Below are 15,306 nucleotides of genomic sequence, written 5' to 3' on the forward strand. Positions count from 1 at the left end.
GCGTGCAGCAGGTTGCGGCGCAGCATCGTGGTGGAGTCGCGTACGGCGAGGGAGAGGGTGCTCATCGGACGGCCTCCGTCGGCTGGTCGGTGGTGGCGGTGGCGGTGCTGGCCTCGGTTCCGGTGTCGGTGAGGGCGAAGAACACGTCGTCGAGGTCGGGGGTGTGCACGGTGAGTTCGTCGGCGTCGATGCCGGCGGTGTCGAGGCGGTCGAGGGCGGTGCGCAGGTCGCGCTGGCTGCCGTTGCTGGGGATCCGCAGGGTCAGTGCTTCGTCGTCGCGGGTGGCGTCGGGCAGGGTGGTGGTGGCGTTGCGGTAGGCGGTCGGGTCGGTGAAGCGGAGCCGGAGGTGTCCGCCGGGGATGAGTCGTTTGAGTTCGTCGGCGGTGCCCTCGGCCACGATCTTGCCGTTGTTGAGTACGGCGATGCGGTCGGCGAGTTCGTCGGCTTCGTCCAGGTACTGGGTGGTGAGGAAGACGGTGACGCCGTCGGAGACGAGCTCGCGGATGATCTTCCACATGTTGTGGCGGGAGCGGGGGTCGAGGCCGGTGGTCGGTTCGTCGAGGAAGATGATTCGTGGGTTGCCGACCAGGGTCATGGCGATGTCCAGGCGGCGCTTCATGCCGCCGGAGTAGGTGGAGGCGGGCTTCTTCGCGGCGTCGACGAGGTCGAACCGCTTCAGCAGCTCGGCGGTGACGCGTCGGCCTTCGCGCTTGGGCAGGTGGTGCAGGTCGGCCATGAGGAGCATGTTCTCCTCGCCGGTGATCAGGCCGTCGACGGCGGAGAACTGTCCGGTGACGCCGATCGCGGCGCGGACCGCTTGCGGATCGACGGCGAGGGTGTGGCCCGCGACCTGGGCCTGACCGCCGTCGGCGCTGATGAGGGTGGACAGGATCTTCACGGCGGTGGTCTTGCCGGCGCCGTTCGGCCCGAGCAGCGCGAACACCGACCCGGCCGGGATGCGCAGATCGACGCCGTCGAGGACGGCCTTGTCGCCGTAGGACTTGCGCAGACCGATCGCGGAGACGGCGGCGGGCGCCTGCGGAGCGCCCGACTGCCTGGGCGTGGGCATGACATATGAAGGCATGGAGCCCTCCCGTTCGAAGAGTGGCGTGGCCGGGGGTGGGTGAGCCGAGGTCGGGCTTCCGGGGTCAGGACTTGGCGCGGAGGATGTCGATGTTGCCGTGCCTGGTCCGGGCGCGGACCTCGACGGTGTCCTCGGTGTCCTCCGGGGCCTCGGAGGCGGTGAGCGTGTTGCGCACCTGCCCGGAGCCCGAGCTGACGTCGAGCCAAGCGGCCGTGCCCTCGCGGACGCCGACCTCGATGGCCCCGTAGGAGGTCTCCAACTGGACCTTGCCGCGGGCCACGTCGCCCACGCGCAGGGTGCCGTGGGCGGTGGTCGCGGCGACCGAGCCCTCGGCGCGCCGGATCTCGATGTCCCCGTTGGCGCCGCTCACCCGAAGGTCGCCGATCGAGGCGGCGACGGTCGTCGTGCCGTGCGAGTTCTTCAGCACGGCGGTGCCCTCGACGACGCCGATGCGCAGACTGCCGGAGCTGGTGGTGATCTCGGCCGCCCCCTCGACCCGGTCCACGGTGATCGAGCCGTGCGACGCGGTCAGCTGGAGCGGCCCGGTCGTGTCGAGACGGACGTCACCGGAGGTGGTCTTCACCCGGGCCTCGCCGAGCCGCCCCTCGCCGAGCACCTGGGTCCAGGCGCCGGTCAGGTCGATGCGCGAGCCCGTCGGCAGCTCGACCGTCACGTCCACGATGCCGGGGCGGCGAAGCGAATTGCGCTGCTTGGGCGTCCTGACGGTCAGGTTGCCGCCGGCGTAGGTGACCTCGGTCTGGTCGGTGGCCCGCACGTCCTGGTCCTTCTTCGGGTCGCGGGGCCGCACCTCGACCACGGTGTCGAGGCGGTCCGCCGCGGTGAAGCGGATGGAGCCGGCCTCCACGTGGGCGGTGACGGAGATCGGGGCGGGAGTGTCGAAAGAAGGCATGGCTGTACCGTCCTCTTGGGTCTCAGTGGCGTCCCCGCTGGTGGGACGTGGTGGGTGAGTGACGTGGTACCGGCGGGGGCGTGGCTAGCGCACCCAGCCCGTGATGCTCTGTCCGATGGTCTGGGTCTTCCCCGTCGGCCGCGGACGCGCGCCGCCGTCGACCGCGGCCGACACGGCCCGCACCAGCCACGCGTTGACCGACAGGCCCTCGCGGCCCGCGGCCTCCTCGGCGCGCGCCTTGAGGTGGGCCGGCAGCCGCAGATTGACGCGGGCGGTGCCACCCTCGTCGCCGTCGGCGGGCGCCTGCGCCTGGAGCGGCTCGACGGGCGCGGCCGGCTCCACGGGGGCGGCGCCGCCGGTGGCCGGCGGCGTCACCACGAAGTCGGGGTCGAGCCCTCGCAGCCGTACGTCGACCGAGCCGGGGGCGAGCTCGCGGGTGATCTCGTCCATCGCGGCGGAGAGCACGTTCAGCATGGTCAGCCGGGCCGCCGACTCCAGAGGGGCGGTGAGCCTCTCGGCCAGCTCGCGGGCTTCGTCACCGCCGGCTTCGGCGGCCACCGCCAGTTCGCGGCGGAGGGTGTCGATGTACGGGGTGAGGTCCATGACGCCATAGTGGCACCACGATGGCCCCACATGCAAGCTCTGCGGTGGCAGTGTGGCGCAGTTCTTTGGCGAAATCGCGCTGACCTGCGAAAACGCGTCGGCGTCTAGTCGGGTGACGGTGGCGCCATGGGCGCCATTGCGCACCTGGGGGCATCGAGTGGCACCATGTGGCGCCGAGTGGCACCAGGCTGCGCCACCCCGCGTCGCATGGTGGTGGTGTCCGCCTGGCAGGGGCCCGCAGGGTGCGGTGCCACGCGGTTCACTGGTGCACCTGCCCCGCCGCGAGGGCGTCGAGCTGATCCCTCGACCAGGCGAGCCCGCCGGCTCGCAGGTCCTCGACCACCGCGCGCACCCACTCCAGCTCGGCGGCCGTCACGGCTCGCAGGTACTCGGTCTCCAGGCGGGTGACGCGCGGCAGCCCGAGACCCGCCTCCGCGGCCATGGCCGCTTCCAGCTCGTCGAGCTTCTCCGCGAGTGCGCCGGCCCGTCGCTCCATGACGTTCGCGACCTCTTGCGGTGTGAGCAGCAGGAGATTCGACAGGGCGGCCGGGAACTCCGGGAATTCCTGTTTGGGTGCGGAGAGCATCTCCGCCAGCCAGGCGCGGGCGGTCTCGCGCCCGGCGTCGGTGACCTCGTAAACGGTCCGCTCGGGGTACTGCTGGTCGCGTTCCGTCTCGCGAACCGCGATCAGCCCGTCCTCGTTGAGTCGCTCGATCGTGCGGTAGAGGCTCGCGCGCTGCCTGACGTTGACGACCTGCTCCTTGCCCCAGTCCTTGACCAGGCGCTGGATGCCGTACGGGTGCAGCGGCTTGTAGTGCAGCAGGGCCAGGACGGTCAGGGCGAGGGGTGAGCGGCGGGGGGCGGACGAAGTCATGGACTTCACTCTAGCTTCGAACGGACTAGTTGACGTGACACTAGTTGCAGTGAAACTATCAAATCGTCAAGGCAACACCGCCCAGAGAGGAAGCACCGAGATGTCCCTCGCCGAGCGCATCCACTGCGCCCACGACCGCGTCAAGCACCTGGGGCGCTGCACCGAGGCCGGCCGTTTCGCGGTCAAGGCCCGTCACGGCGTCGCCGTCCTCGACCTCCGTTTCCCCGGCCTCCCCGACGACATCGAGAGTCACGTCGACCTGGACGCGGCCGCGGCCGTCCAGGATGTGCGCCGCGCCCACGGGGCCGGCGGAGTAGCGACGACCGACGGCCCGACCAGGGGGTGCCGGTCATGAACCGCACGGGCAAAGCCCGCACGGCGCTCGTCATCGGTGGTGGTATCGCGGGTCCGGTCGCCGCGATGGCCCTCCGGCGCGCCGGTATCGAGGCCGCCGTCTACGAGGCGTACGACTCCACGGCCGACGGGGCCGGGGGCGGCATGACCATCGCCCCGAACGGTCAGAACGCCCTCGACGCGATCGGCGCGGGGGACCTCCTCCGTGCCATCGGTACACCGGTCACCGCCATGGGCCTGCGGAGCTGGACGGGCAAGCACCTCGCACGGTTCGCCCCGCCCTCCCGTCTCCCGTCGCTGCAGTTCGTCTGGCGCGCCGATCTCTACCGTGCGATCTACGACGAGGCGGAGCGCCGTTCGGTCCCCATCCACCACGGCACGCGGCTGACCGGTACGACGGACCTCGACTCCGGTGTCACGGCGCACTTCGCGGACGGTACGCAGGCCAGTGCCGACGTCCTGATCGGCGCCGACGGCATCCGCTCGACGGTCCGCTCCCTCATCGACCCGGCCGCACCACAGCCGCACTACGCCGGCCTGGTCTGCTTCGGAGCCCGGATGCACCGGTCCGGACTTCCCTCCACCGATGGCGTCATGTACATGTGCTTCGGCAAGCGTGCCTTCTTCGGCTACCAGGTCTTCGACGACTCCTCGGCGGTGTGGTTCGTGAACCTGCCGCACGTCCGCCCGATGACGGTCGCCGAGGCCCAGGCGATCGGCGCGGAGGAGTGGAAGCGCACCCTGCGGACCGCCTTCGCCGACGACCGCACCCCCGCCCTCGACATGATCAGCCGTACCGATCCCCGCCGGCTCCTCATCACCGGCCCGATGGAGAACATGCCGAAGGTCCCGACCTGGACGCGCGGCCGGATGACCGTGATCGGAGACGCGGCCCACGCCGCCTCGTCCAGTTCGGGGCAGGGCGCCTCCATCGCCATCGAAAGCGCCGTCGAACTGGCGCGCTGCCTCAGGGACCTGCCCTACGACCAGGCCTTCTCGACGTACGAACAACTGCGCCGCCCTCGCGTCGAACGCATCATCAGACTCGGCGCCCGCACGAACAGCAAGAAGAGCGCGGGCCCGGTCGGCCGTGTCCTGCGCGACCTCGTGATGCCGGCGGCCACGAAGCTGATCAATCCGGAGAGGATGGCCTGGCAGTTCGACCACCGCATCGACTGGACCGCGAAGGCGGCCCCCCTCACCTGAACGGCGGCCCGCCCTCCGCGTGCCGGTCGTCAGAAGCTCTCTGTGCCCCGTCGGCGGTCCGCCCGGTTGCCGCGATCCGCCGGGAACGGTGTGGGCCTCGGCCTTCTGCCCAGCCACCCCCGGCGAGCGCTTCCCGGTCGGAAGGGGTGCACCGCTTCGCGGCAGTCTGCCCGCCCGGGGTCGGCCACCGTACGTAGACGCTCCCGGGTCGGACGTCCGGGATCAAGCCGCGGAGGTACCGGCCGGAGCCGTCCACGGCGGCCGCGAGCCAGGGGCGGCCGATCCAGGCGGTGGCGGCTGCTCGGCGTAGCGGTCGTGGGTGAAGCTGTTCATCGGGGCCCGGAAGGTTTCGGGGTCCCCTGTCGGACTGTGCGTCTCGCGCGCCACGTTTGCTGCTGCTAGCACTCTGCTTGCATTTGCAAGCACGGTGGGGCAAGGTGGGCGCATGGCCTCACTGAACGTCGGCTCGCTGGGCGAGTACATCCGCGAGCAGCGGCGGAACGCGCAGTACTCGCTGCGGCAACTGGCGGAGGCCGCCGGCGTGTCCAACCCCTACCTCAGCCAGATCGAGCGAGGGTTGCGCAAGCCGAGCGCGGAGATCCTGCAACAGATCGCCAAGGCGCTGCGGATCTCGGCGGAGACGCTGTACGTCCAGGCCGGGATCCTGGAGGAGCGGCGGGGTGAGGGCCTGGAGCTGCGGGCCTCGATCCTGGCCGATCCGCTGATCAACGAGCAGCAGAAGCAGGCGCTGCTCGCGGTCTACGACGCCTTCCTCAAGGAGAACGCCGCCCGTAAGGACACGGACGCGGCGCCCGACGACCCCGAAGCCGACGGCCCGACGGCCGCCGGCCCGGCAACCTAGACCACGGGAGGACCGGTCATGCCGATCACGGACGAGATCAAGAAGACCCTGAGCGACCCGACGCCGCTCTACGCGCTCGCCGGCGCGGGCGACCTCGCCTACGAGAAGCTGCGCGAGGTGCCCGGAAAGGTCGAGGCCCTGGCGGCGGACCGCAAGGGCGCGCAAGACAAGGCGGCCGCCAGGCTCCAGGAGGCGCAGGCCAGGCTGGTCGAGGCGCAGGCCAAGGTCGCGGACAGCGTCACCACCCTGCCCGCCGACCTCAAGGTGCTCCAGGAGAAGGCGCAGAGCTTCGCCCTCCAGCAGGTCGGCCGTGCGGTCGAGCTGGCGGTGAAGGCCAAGGAGGCCTACGACGAGCTGGCCGAGCGCGGCAAGGGTGTCGTCGAGCGGGGCGGCCCGGCCGAAGCCGTCGAGCCCGGGGAGGCGCAGCCCGCGGCGGAGCCCGGGCCGGCCGACGCAGAGCCGGTCGACGCCGAACTGGTCGAGGACGACGAGCCGGCCGCCGAGCCCGCTCCGAAGAAGGCCGCCCGCGCCAAGAAGGCTGCCGAGTAGCGCCGTCACCGCCGTCACCGCCGCCATCCGGCGGGGAGCGGGCTGCCCCGGGCACATCCGGTGACCTCGGGACGTTGACACCGTGGCGGACGGCCCACCGTGCCAGGATGGGCGGCGGCCGACACGCCGGAGCCGAGACGCAGAGGAGACCGCGATGGGCGGAGTGGCTCAGATCCTGGGCTTGGACTACCTGAACCCGTTCTGGTGGCTGGCCGTCGCCATCCTGGGCTTCAAGCTGTTCGCACTGGTCGACGCGGCCACCCGTCCGGAGGACGGCTACCGGGCGACGGACAAGAAGACCAAGGGATTCTGGTTGGCCGTCCTGGGCGTCGCCTTCGGGCTCGACCTGCTGTTCGGGGCGAACTTCCTGACCAGCTTCCTGACCCTGGGCGGCCTGGTGGCCGCGATCGTCTACATGGTCGACGTGCGCCCGGCGATCCGGGAGCTGACGAACCGCGGCGGCGGCCGGGGCGACCAGCGCAACACGGGTCCGTACGGCCCCTGGTAGAGCGCGCGAAGTGACAGCGGCGAGCCCCGGTGCACGCGGACCGATCCGTGTACGCCGGGGCTCGCGCAGTTCCTGCTGCCCGGCCGCTCTTCCTGGTGCCGCTGCCCCGGCCGGGCTCCTCAGCCCAGGATCAGCTGCACCGGGTTGCGTTCCAGCAGCAGCACCGCGACGTCGTCCGTCAGCGCGCCGCCGTTCAGCTCCTCGACCTCGGCGATCGCGCTGTCGATGAGGCGGCCCCTGGTCAGCCCGGCGGACTGGTGGTCACCCACGAGGTCGGCCAACCCGTCCTGGCCGAGGCGACGGGAGCCGGCGCCCACCCGACCCTCGATCAGCCCGTCGGTGTAGAGCAGCAGCCGCCAGCCGGGGCGGAGTTCGATCCGGTGCGCCGGCCAGACGGCCTGGCCGTCGTCGCAGGGCAGCAGGCCGAGCGCGGGGCCGGCCGGGTCGGCCGGCAGTGTCACCGGCTTGTGGTCAGTGCCGAGCAGCAGGGGAGCGGGGTGTCCGGCGAGGTAGAGCCGGGCGTGTTCGACGGCGCCGAGCGAGCCGGGTTCGCCGGTCGCGCCGCCCGGTTCGATGACCAGCATGCAGAGCGTCGCGAAGATCTCGTCACTGCGCCGCTCGTGCTCCAGGACGTGTTGAAGGGTGGTCAGCAGCGCCTCGCCGGTGAGGCCGGCGAAGACCAGGGTGCGCCACGCTATCCGGAGCGCCACCCCGAGGGCCGCCTCGTCCGGGCCGTGGCCGCAGACATCCCCGATCACCACGTGGACGGTGCCGTCGTCGGTGCGGACGGCGTCGTAGAAGTCGCCGCCGAGCAGGGCGCGGCGACGGCCGGGGCGGTAGCGGCGGGTGAAGGAGAGCCCCGCGCCGTCCAGCAGTGGCGTGGGCAGCAGGTGTCGCTGGAGACGGGCGTTCTCCTGGCCGCGCAGCTCGGCCTCGACCAGTCGGCGCTGCGACTCGTCGGCACGCTTGCGCTCGACGGCGTACCGCAGGGCCCGGGCCAGCAGCGGACCGTCCGTCTCGTGCTTGATCAGGAAGTCCTGCGCCCCGGCGGCCACCGCGGCGGCTCCCAGCTCGGCGCCGGCGGCGTCGGTGAGCACCACGACGGCGGTGTGCGGGGCCCGCCGGAGCAGCTCGTGCAGGCCCTCCAGGCCGTCGGAGGCGTCCGAGGGGTGCGGCAGGTCGGCGGGGGCGGCCAGGTCGAGCAGCACACAGCTGAAACGGCTGGCCCGGGGCCGGCCGCGCCGGTTTCCCGACGTACCGGCGGCCAGGAGTTCGGAGGCCTGTTCCAGCCCGCGGGCCCAGTGGATCTCGATCGGGGCGCCGCTGTCGGCGACGGCTGCCTTGAGCAACTGGGCGTCGGAGGCGTCGTCCTCGATCACCAGCAGCTTGAGCGGGGCGGCGGACGCCACGGCGGGAGAGGTGCCACCCGGGGAGGTGTCCGACCGGGGGTGGGGTATCGGCGGAGTCGCGGTGGCCGGACCGGCCGACTGTTCGGCGGAGGCGGGCCGGTTGCGGGCGCGCTCGGAGAGGGCGCCGTCGAGGGCGCCCAACAGGTCCGCGGCACCAGGTGCCCGCCCGTCTCCCGTTGCGGGCATCGACTGATCCTCCTTTTCCCCGAGTGCGTAACGGTCGGCGCCCGTCCGCAGTGCCCGCCTGGCACTCTGCGCCGGGGAACTTCTCGCGACCATAACGTGACTCCGGGGATTTCTTCGGCCACCCGGCACCGTTGTGGCTCTTGCCACGCCGGTGGCGGTGCGACGGGTGGTGGGATGACGGGAACGGGAGTGACAGCGGAGCACGCGCCTGCGAGCTCCGGGGCGGACGGCGGAGGACGGCGGAGGACGGACATGACGGTGGCACGGATCACCCTGGTCGAGGGTGACATCACGGAACAGCAGGTGGACGCGGTGGTGAACGCAGCCAACTCCTCCCTGCTGGGAGGCGGTGGCGTGGACGGCGCGATCCACCGCAAGGGCGGGCCGCAGATCCTGGAGGAGTGCCGCAGGCTTCGAGCCTCGCACTACGGCAAGGGGCTGCCCACCGGGCGCGCGGTGGCGACCACGGCGGGGCGGTTGCCGGCCCGTTGGGTGGTCCACACGGTGGGGCCGGTCCATCTGGTGGAGGAGTACGACAAGAGGGCCGAGCAACTGGCCTCGTGCTACCGCGAGTCGCTCCGGGTGGCGGCGGAGCTCGGCGCACGCACGGTGGCCTTCCCGGCGGTGTCGGCCGGGGTGTACGGGTGGCCGCTGGAGGACGCGGCCCGGATCGCGCTCGGCACCGTCGCGGCCGCGAGGTCGGGGCCGGCGCGAGAGCTGGACGAGGTGCGGTTCGTGCTGTTCGGGACGGCGGCGTACCGGGCGTTCGAGCGGGAGTGGCGGACGTTGGGGCTCGACGAGGAGCGGTCGCAGGGGCAGGAGTCGGGGGAGGCCGGGGGCCAGGAGCAGGAGGGCCGGTCGTGAGTCGCAGGGGCAGTCGCGAGTCGAAGGGGCAGGGCTGGGGCGAGGGGAAACGCCGGGTCGAAAGGGTGGGACGGGAGGCGCCGGCCGAGTGCCCCCATGGTGGCGTGACGAGGCGTCAACACGCCAGAGATATTCGATAACTCGTTCGAGTGAATCCCCGGGTTCGCTCACCCGCTCCTGCCCTCCTGCGCGAACACGGCGCCCTGCACCAGGCCCGGGAAGGCCCGGCCAGGCCCGGGACGGCTTCGCCGAAGGCCGGAACGACCTGGTCACCCCCCGGGGGGGCTCCGGCAGGCCGGAGGACGGCCACGACCGGGGCGGCGAGGCCGCCGGCTACGGAGCGAGCGCCGCCCAGGGGACGGTGACCTCGCCCTGCCGCCACCGCCCGCGCGCGTCCACCAGCGGCCAGCTCCCCGCCAGCGCCGTGCACGCGGCCACCCAGCGCTGCCGGGCGCCGAACGCCCCGTACGGCGCCGCCGCCGCCCAGGCGCGGTCGAAGTCGGCGAGGAAGGCGTGCACCGGCCGGCCCGGCACGTTGTGGTGGATCAGTGCCTTGGGCAGCCGTTCGGCGAGGTCGGAGGGGAGCCCGAGGCCGCCCAGCCGGGCGGCGAAGGTCACCGTACGGGGGCCCTCCGGCCCGAGCGCGACCCAGACGTGCCGGCGCCCGATCTCGTCGCACGTCCCCTCGACCAGCAGTCCGTCCGGTGCCAGCCGGTCCCGGAGCCGGTCCCAGACCCCGGCCACCGCCGACTCGTCGTACTGCCGCAGCACGTTGGCGGCCCGGATCAGCTGGGCCGGCGCGCCGCCGTCCAACGGCACCTCGAAGCCGCCGCGCCGGAAGGTGAGCAGCGGCGGCTCGGCGTACGGCAGCGCCGCCGCAACCCGCTCCGGCTCGATCTCGATCCCCACCACCCGGACGTCCGGCCGCACCGTCCGCAGCCGCCCGGCGAGCTCGACGGCCGTCCACGGCGCGGCGCCGTACCCGAGGTCGACGGCGACCGGCGGGCGGTCGGCGGACCGCAGTACGGGCCCCAGCGTGTGGGCGATCCAGCGGTCCATCCGGCGCAACCGGTTGGTGTTGGTGGTCCCCCGCGTCACGGTCCCCACCGGACGCCCGGCCCGCCCGCGGGCAGGCGCGGTCGCGGAGTCGAAGAAGGCGGCCATGCCCAAGAGCGTACGGGGAGTCCCCGGCCGCACCGCACCGCCACCGGCACCGGCACGTGCCGCCCTGCCCGCGCCGGCCGGTCACCCGCACGCCCCGCCGCACGCCCCGACACCACCCGCGCCCGTTCCACTCCGGCGCACCGGCGCACCGGCGCACCGGCCCGCCTCCCGCCACCCCTCCCCACCACCGCCCACCTCCCGGTCCCCACCCGTGGGCCATCTCATGGGCCGGGACGGGAATGCCGGTCGATGACCACGTGGTTGGCACACTGGTGGTGGTGCACGCCCGGACGGGGCAGCACGCCGCCGCCTCACCACCGTGACGCGGCGGTGCGGCGTGGGCGGCAGCGCACACACCGAACAGCAGGCAGGCAAGCGGGCTGCAGAGACGGGCAGCACAGAGGAGGCTTCAGCCAGGTGATCCAGCATCCCGTCCGTCCGGTACGCCGTGCCCAGCCGACTCCGCCCGTGCGGAGCCGGCTCCAGTCGCTCGTCCCGGGCCGCCAGCGCCGTCCGCGCCGGATAGCCATGCTCAGCGTCCACACCTCCCCGCTGCACCAGCCCGGCACCGGTGACGCGGGCGGGATGAACGTCTACATCGTGGAGCTGGCCAAGCGCCTCGCCGAGCTCGACATCGAGGTCGAGGTCTTCACCCGGGCGATCTGCTCGGACGACGCGCCCACCGTCGAGCTGGCCCCCGGCGTCCTGGTGCGCCACGTCACCGCCGGACCGTACGAGGGCCTGGTGAAGGAGGACCTCCCGGCCCAGCTCTGCGCCTTCACCCACGGCGTGCTGCGCACCGAGGCCGGCCACCGCCCCGGCCACTACGACCTGGTGCACTCGCACTACTGGCTCTCCGGCCAGGTCGGCTGGCTGGCCGCCCAGCGCTGGGGCGTGCCGCTGGTGCACACCATGCACACCATGGCGAAGGTCAAGAACGCCGCGCTGGCCGAGGGCGACACCCCCGAGCCGGCCGCCCGGGTGATCGGCGAGACACAGGTGGTCGAGGCCGCCGACCGGCTGATCGCCAACACCACCGAGGAGGCCGCCGAGCTGGCCCTGCACTACGCGGCCCGCCCCGACCAGCTCGCCGTCGTCCACCCGGGCGTCAACCTGGACGTCTTCCGTCCCGGCGCCGCGGGCTCGCGCGCCGCCGCACGGGCCCGGCTCGGTCTGCCGCAGGACGCCGCCGTGCTGCTGTTCGCCGGCCGGATACAGCCGCTGAAGGCGCCGGACGTGCTGCTCCGGGCGGTCGCGGCGCTGCTGGAGAGGCGGCCGCAGCTGCGCGAGCGGCTGGTGGTCCCGGTGGTCGGCGGACCGTCCGGCACCGGCCTGGCCAAGCCGGAGAGTCTGCACAAGCTCGCCGCCCAGCTGGGCATCGGCGACGTCGTGCGGTTCCACCGGCCGGTCGGCCAGGCCATGCTCGCCGAGTGGTACCGCGCGGCGACGGCGCTGGTGATGCCCTCGTACAGCGAGTCCTTCGGGCTGGTCGCGCTGGAGGCGCAGGCCTGCGGAACCCCGGTGGTGGCGGCCGCGGTGGGTGGCCTGCCGGTCGCGGTCCAGGACGGTGTGACCGGCACGCTGGTCCGCGGCCACGATCCGCAGGACTGGTCACACGCGCTGGAGCCCTACGTCACCCAGCTGGCGCTGGTCGCCCGGCGGGGCGAGGCGGCGGCCCGGCACGCCGCCGGATTCGGCTGGGACACCGCGGCGGCCACCACGGCCGAGGTGTACGCCGGCACGCTGGCCCGCCCGGCGGGCCGGCTCAGTGGATCCCGGCTCCGACTGGCCTGAGCACCCGGCCGACGCGCGTCCGCCACGGATCCGCGGCAGGGTCCGGGCGGGTCTGCCGCTGCACGCCACCGGTACCGCCGAGTAACGTCACCCCCATGGCAATCCGCACCAAGGACGAGGCCCTCACCCTCCTGCGCACCGCCCTGGACGAGGCCGGGGTGGCCTGGGAGCCGGCCACCACCGACCCGTACACCCTGGTGGCGACCCTCCCGGGCACCCGCAAGCTGAGCACCACCTGCGCCCTCCGGGTCGGCGACCACACCTTCTCGGTGAACGCCTTCGTGATCCGCCGCCCGGACGAGAACCACGAGGCCGTCTACCGCTGGCTGCTGGAGCGCAACACCCGGCTGTACGGCGTCGCCTACGCGATCGATCCGCTCGGCGACGTCTACCTGGCCGGCCGGCTGCCGCTGGAGGCACTCACCGCAGACTCCGTCGACCGGTTGCTCGGGACGGTGCTGGAGAGCGCCGACGAGCCGTTCAACACGCTGCTGGAGCTGGGCTTCGCCTCGGCGATCCGGCGCGAGTGGGAGTGGCGTACCAAGCGCGGCGAGTCCACCCGCAACCTGGCCGCCTTCGCGCACCTCGCCGCACCGACGGCGCAGCAGTAACGGCCCGGGCCCGGGTTCACCGGGCACCGGACCGCACTCCGCCCCAGGAACCGGCCGGGGCCTTGAGCCCCAGGAACCGGCCGGGGCCTTGAGCCTCAGGAACCGGCCGGGGCCTCCACCGGGGCCTTCACCGACACGTCGACCGCCGCCGCCGGTGTCCGCTGCGCGGGGACGGCGGCCGTGGCCGCGCCCGGGCGCCGTCCGAGCAGCACGTACCCGGCCGCCGCGACGGTGCCGCAGACCGCGCAGGCACCCCACATCGCCGTGCTGCCGGCCCGCTCCAGCAGCACCCCGCCGACCGCCGGGCCGAGGAACGAGGCGAGCGACCAGGAGAGCGAGTAGACGCCCTGGTAGCGGCCGCGCGCGTGGGTCGGCGACAGCTCCGCGACCAGGCCCATCATGGTCGGCGCGTTCAGGATCTCGCCGATCGTCCAGACCGCCACCGTGAACGCGTAGAACCACGCGGACGACCCGGCGAGCGCGGTCAGCCCGAAGCCCCAGCCGATGAACAGCGTGCTGGCGACCAGGAGCGCCGTCCGGTTGCGCCCCTCCATCCACCGTGTGAGCGGGATCTGCAGCACCACGATCAGCAGACCGTTGAGGCCGATGACCAGGCCGTACTGGGTCGAGGTGATGCCGTTGCGGCCCATGTCCACGGCGAGCGTGGTGCTGCCCTGCTGGGCGACCAGGGCGAGCAGCAGGTTGAGGGCCACGACCGCCATGAAACGGCTGTCCCGGAAGACCGTGCCGAGACCGACCGCGGGCTGGTCGACCCGCGCGGCCGGAGCGTCCGGCTTGGTCTCGGGGATCCGGACGAAGATCACCACCGCGCAGACCAGCGTGGAGAGCGCGTCCAGCAGGAAGAGCGTGAGGTAACCGTGCGTGGCGATCAGGCCGGCGGCGGCCGCGGAGAGGCCGAAGCCGATGTTGATCGCCCAGTAGTTCAGCGAGTAGGCGCGGACCCGGTCCTCGGCCGGCACGATGTCGGCGATGATCGCCGAGGTGGCCGGGCGGGTCGCGTTGTTGCAGAAGCCGACCAGGAAGGCGACCGCGGCGATCGCCACCTGGCCGTCGGTGAAGCCCAGCACCGCTGTGAAGAGCGCCGTGCCGAGCTGAGCGGCGACCAGGGTCGGGCGCCGTCCGATCCGGTCGGTCAGCACACCGGCGACGATCGAGGCGATCGCCGACCCCAGGCCGAACAGCGAGGCGACCAGGCCCGCGTACGAGGCCGAGTACCCCCGGTCGGTCGTCAAATAGAGCGCCAGGAACGTGACGACGAACGCGCCGAGCTTGTTGATCAGGGTCGACGTCCAGAGCCACCAGAACTGCCGGGGCAACCCGCCCACCGTCTCGCGCGCAACTCTTCTCATCCGGTCAGGAAGGGGCGAATCGGGCATGTGGGGGCTCCCGGGCGGCAGGCATCGCGCTGAGCGGACCGGCATGTCCGCGCTGCGGTGAGGTAAGTGTCACTGAGGCGATGCACACATTACACACGGGCTCGGGTCCCGACCAGCCATTTAATGGCCTCCATTAAGCTGGGGGCCATGGCTGACACGACGTACCGACTCATCCTCCTCCGCCACGGCGAGAGCCAGTGGAACCAGAAGAACCTGTTCACCGGTTGGGTCGACGTCGACCTCAACGAGAAGGGCGAGAAGGAGGCCGCCCGGGGTGGCGAGCTCCTCGCCGCCGAAGGCCTCTTCCCCGACGTGGTGCACACCTCGCTGCTGCGCCGGGCGATCCGCACCTCGCAGATCGCCCTGGACAAGGCCGACCGCCACTGGATCCCGGTCAGCCGCAGCTGGCGTCTGAACGAGCGCCACTACGGCGCCCTCCAGGGCAAGGACAAGGCCCAGACCCTGGCCGAGTTCGGCGAGGAGCAGTTCCAGCTCTGGCGCCGCTCGTACGACACCCCGCCGCCGGCGCTGGCCGACGACGCCGAGTACTCCCAGGCCGGTGAGGCCCGCTACGCCGACATCCCGAGCGAGCTGCGCCCGAACACCGAGTGCCTCAAGGACGTCGTCGACCGGATGCTCCCGTACTGGTACGACGCGATCGTCCCGGACCTCGCCGCCGGCAAGACCGTCCTGGTCACCGCCCACGGCAACAGCCTGCGCGCGCTGGTCAAGCACCTCGACGGCATCTCCGACGAGGACATCGCCGGCCTCAACATCCCGACCGGCATCCCCCTGGTCTACGAGCTGGACGCCGACTTCAAGCCGGTCGCCAAGGGTGGCCGCTACCTCGACGCGGACGCCGCCGCGGCCGCCATCGAGGCCGTCAAGAACCAGGGCAAGAAGTAACCCACTTGCCGATACGGCCCCTCAC

General features: G+C 72.7%; 16 protein-coding genes. 9 read left to right on the forward strand and 7 right to left on the reverse strand.

Annotated features, from left to right (window positions below):
• Window positions 1-61: 61 nt before the first annotated feature.
• The 4 genes from AB0J08_RS17840 to AB0J08_RS17855 all read right to left on the reverse strand — a co-directional run bounded on the left by AB0J08_RS17840 (window position 62) and on the right by AB0J08_RS17855 (window position 3,471).
• Window positions 62-1,084: an ATP-binding cassette domain-containing protein gene (locus AB0J08_RS17840; protein ID WP_360634289.1), complete on the reverse strand. Its 1,023-nt coding sequence runs from the start codon at window positions 1,082-1,084 to the stop codon at window positions 62-64.
• A 64-nt stretch (window positions 1,085-1,148) separates the two neighbouring features.
• Complete coding sequence (locus tag AB0J08_RS17845) at window positions 1,149-1,994, reverse strand: DUF4097 family beta strand repeat-containing protein (protein ID WP_360634292.1); 846 nt, start codon at window positions 1,992-1,994, stop codon at window positions 1,149-1,151.
• 84 nt (window positions 1,995-2,078) lie between these two features.
• The gene (locus AB0J08_RS17850) at window positions 2,079-2,597 is read right to left on the reverse strand and encodes a hypothetical protein (protein ID WP_360634295.1); all 519 of its coding nucleotides are present in this window, start codon (window positions 2,595-2,597) and stop codon (window positions 2,079-2,081) included.
• Between the two features lie 259 nt (window positions 2,598-2,856).
• Window positions 2,857-3,471 carry a PadR family transcriptional regulator gene (locus AB0J08_RS17855; protein ID WP_360634298.1) on the reverse strand — a complete coding sequence of 205 codons (615 nt, stop codon included), beginning with the start codon at window positions 3,469-3,471 and terminating at the stop codon, window positions 2,857-2,859.
• 100 nt (window positions 3,472-3,571) lie between these two features.
• On the opposite strand from AB0J08_RS17855, the gene AB0J08_RS17860 reads away from it, so the two are divergent.
• The 5 genes from AB0J08_RS17860 to AB0J08_RS17880 all read left to right on the forward strand — a co-directional run bounded on the left by AB0J08_RS17860 (window position 3,572) and on the right by AB0J08_RS17880 (window position 6,950).
• Window positions 3,572-3,826, forward strand: a complete 255-nt coding sequence (locus AB0J08_RS17860) for a hypothetical protein (RefSeq protein WP_360634301.1) — start codon at window positions 3,572-3,574, stop codon at window positions 3,824-3,826.
• Complete coding sequence (locus tag AB0J08_RS17865; RefSeq protein ID WP_360634304.1) at window positions 3,823-5,031, forward strand: NAD(P)/FAD-dependent oxidoreductase; 1,209 nt, start codon at window positions 3,823-3,825, stop codon at window positions 5,029-5,031. The genes AB0J08_RS17860 and AB0J08_RS17865 overlap by 4 nt, the downstream gene beginning before the upstream one ends.
• A 445-nt stretch (window positions 5,032-5,476) precedes the next feature.
• Entirely contained in the window at window positions 5,477-5,893 is a 417-nt protein-coding gene (locus AB0J08_RS17870; RefSeq protein WP_360634307.1) for a helix-turn-helix transcriptional regulator, read from the forward strand.
• Window positions 5,894-5,911: 18 nt separating this feature from the next.
• Entirely contained in the window at window positions 5,912-6,442 is a 531-nt protein-coding gene (locus tag AB0J08_RS17875; RefSeq protein WP_360634310.1) for a hypothetical protein, read from the forward strand.
• 154 nt (window positions 6,443-6,596) lie between these two features.
• Entirely contained in the window at window positions 6,597-6,950 is a 354-nt protein-coding gene (locus tag AB0J08_RS17880; RefSeq protein ID WP_360634313.1) for a DUF2516 family protein, read from the forward strand.
• A 119-nt stretch (window positions 6,951-7,069) separates the two neighbouring features.
• On the opposite strand, the gene AB0J08_RS17885 is transcribed toward AB0J08_RS17880, so the two are convergent.
• Window positions 7,070-8,545, reverse strand: coding sequence for a SpoIIE family protein phosphatase (locus AB0J08_RS17885; RefSeq protein WP_360634316.1), 1,476 nt, complete (start codon window positions 8,543-8,545; stop codon window positions 7,070-7,072).
• A 252-nt stretch (window positions 8,546-8,797) separates the two neighbouring features.
• Here AB0J08_RS17885 and AB0J08_RS17890 point away from each other — a divergent pair, with 252 nt between their 5' ends.
• The gene (locus AB0J08_RS17890) at window positions 8,798-9,409 is read left to right on the forward strand and encodes an O-acetyl-ADP-ribose deacetylase (RefSeq protein ID WP_360634319.1); all 612 of its coding nucleotides are present in this window, start codon (window positions 8,798-8,800) and stop codon (window positions 9,407-9,409) included.
• Between the two features lie 333 nt (window positions 9,410-9,742).
• On the opposite strand, the gene AB0J08_RS17895 is transcribed toward AB0J08_RS17890, so the two are convergent.
• The gene (locus AB0J08_RS17895) at window positions 9,743-10,573 is read right to left on the reverse strand and encodes a class I SAM-dependent methyltransferase (protein WP_360634322.1); all 831 of its coding nucleotides are present in this window, start codon (window positions 10,571-10,573) and stop codon (window positions 9,743-9,745) included.
• Between the two features lie 468 nt (window positions 10,574-11,041).
• Here AB0J08_RS17895 and mshA point away from each other — a divergent pair, with 468 nt between their 5' ends.
• Both mshA and AB0J08_RS17905 read left to right on the forward strand, forming a co-directional pair.
• Entirely contained in the window at window positions 11,042-12,367 is a 1,326-nt protein-coding gene (gene mshA, locus AB0J08_RS17900) for a D-inositol-3-phosphate glycosyltransferase (protein ID WP_360634518.1), read from the forward strand.
• A 95-nt stretch (window positions 12,368-12,462) separates the two neighbouring features.
• Window positions 12,463-12,978 (forward strand): YbjN domain-containing protein, encoded by a 516-nt coding sequence (locus tag AB0J08_RS17905; RefSeq protein WP_360634325.1) that lies wholly within the window; start codon window positions 12,463-12,465, stop codon window positions 12,976-12,978.
• Window positions 12,979-13,073: 95 nt separating this feature from the next.
• Here the strand turns inward: AB0J08_RS17905 and AB0J08_RS17910 are convergent, their stop codons facing one another.
• Window positions 13,074-14,348, reverse strand: coding sequence for an MFS transporter (locus AB0J08_RS17910; RefSeq protein WP_360634328.1), 1,275 nt, complete (start codon window positions 14,346-14,348; stop codon window positions 13,074-13,076).
• A 174-nt stretch (window positions 14,349-14,522) separates the two neighbouring features.
• Here AB0J08_RS17910 and AB0J08_RS17915 point away from each other — a divergent pair, with 174 nt between their 5' ends.
• Window positions 14,523-15,281: a phosphoglyceromutase gene (locus AB0J08_RS17915; protein WP_360634331.1), complete on the forward strand. Its 759-nt coding sequence runs from the start codon at window positions 14,523-14,525 to the stop codon at window positions 15,279-15,281.
• Window positions 15,282-15,306: the final 25 nt, after the last annotated feature.

Origin of the sequence: Kitasatospora sp. NPDC050463, assembly GCF_040655255.1 — a bacterium.
Lineage (GTDB): Bacteria > Actinomycetota > Actinomycetes > Streptomycetales > Streptomycetaceae > Kitasatospora.

Bases quoted from the DNA above. Each gene is read 5' to 3' on its own strand.
- AB0J08_RS17840 (WP_360634289.1), bottom strand. From the start codon at position 1,084: ATGCCTTCATATGTCATGCCCACGCCCAGGCAGTCGGGCGCTCCGCAG.
- AB0J08_RS17845 (WP_360634292.1), bottom strand. From the start codon at position 1,994: ATGCCTTCTTTCGACACTCCCGCCCCGATCTCCGTCACCGCCCACGTG.
- AB0J08_RS17850 (WP_360634295.1), bottom strand. From the start codon at position 2,597: ATGGACCTCACCCCGTACATCGACACCCTCCGCCGCGAACTGGCGGTG.
- AB0J08_RS17855 (WP_360634298.1), bottom strand. From the start codon at position 3,471: ATGACTTCGTCCGCCCCCCGCCGCTCACCCCTCGCCCTGACCGTCCTG.
- AB0J08_RS17860 (WP_360634301.1), top strand. From the start codon at position 3,572: ATGTCCCTCGCCGAGCGCATCCACTGCGCCCACGACCGCGTCAAGCAC.
- AB0J08_RS17865 (WP_360634304.1), top strand. From the start codon at position 3,823: ATGAACCGCACGGGCAAAGCCCGCACGGCGCTCGTCATCGGTGGTGGT.
- AB0J08_RS17870 (WP_360634307.1), top strand. From the start codon at position 5,477: ATGGCCTCACTGAACGTCGGCTCGCTGGGCGAGTACATCCGCGAGCAG.
- AB0J08_RS17875 (WP_360634310.1), top strand. From the start codon at position 5,912: ATGCCGATCACGGACGAGATCAAGAAGACCCTGAGCGACCCGACGCCG.
- AB0J08_RS17880 (WP_360634313.1), top strand. From the start codon at position 6,597: ATGGGCGGAGTGGCTCAGATCCTGGGCTTGGACTACCTGAACCCGTTC.
- AB0J08_RS17885 (WP_360634316.1), bottom strand. From the start codon at position 8,545: ATGCCCGCAACGGGAGACGGGCGGGCACCTGGTGCCGCGGACCTGTTG.
- AB0J08_RS17890 (WP_360634319.1), top strand. From the start codon at position 8,798: ATGACGGTGGCACGGATCACCCTGGTCGAGGGTGACATCACGGAACAG.
- AB0J08_RS17895 (WP_360634322.1), bottom strand. From the start codon at position 10,573: ATGGCCGCCTTCTTCGACTCCGCGACCGCGCCTGCCCGCGGGCGGGCC.
- AB0J08_RS17905 (WP_360634325.1), top strand. From the start codon at position 12,463: ATGGCAATCCGCACCAAGGACGAGGCCCTCACCCTCCTGCGCACCGCC.
- AB0J08_RS17910 (WP_360634328.1), bottom strand. From the start codon at position 14,348: ATGAGAAGAGTTGCGCGCGAGACGGTGGGCGGGTTGCCCCGGCAGTTC.
- AB0J08_RS17915 (WP_360634331.1), top strand. From the start codon at position 14,523: ATGGCTGACACGACGTACCGACTCATCCTCCTCCGCCACGGCGAGAGC.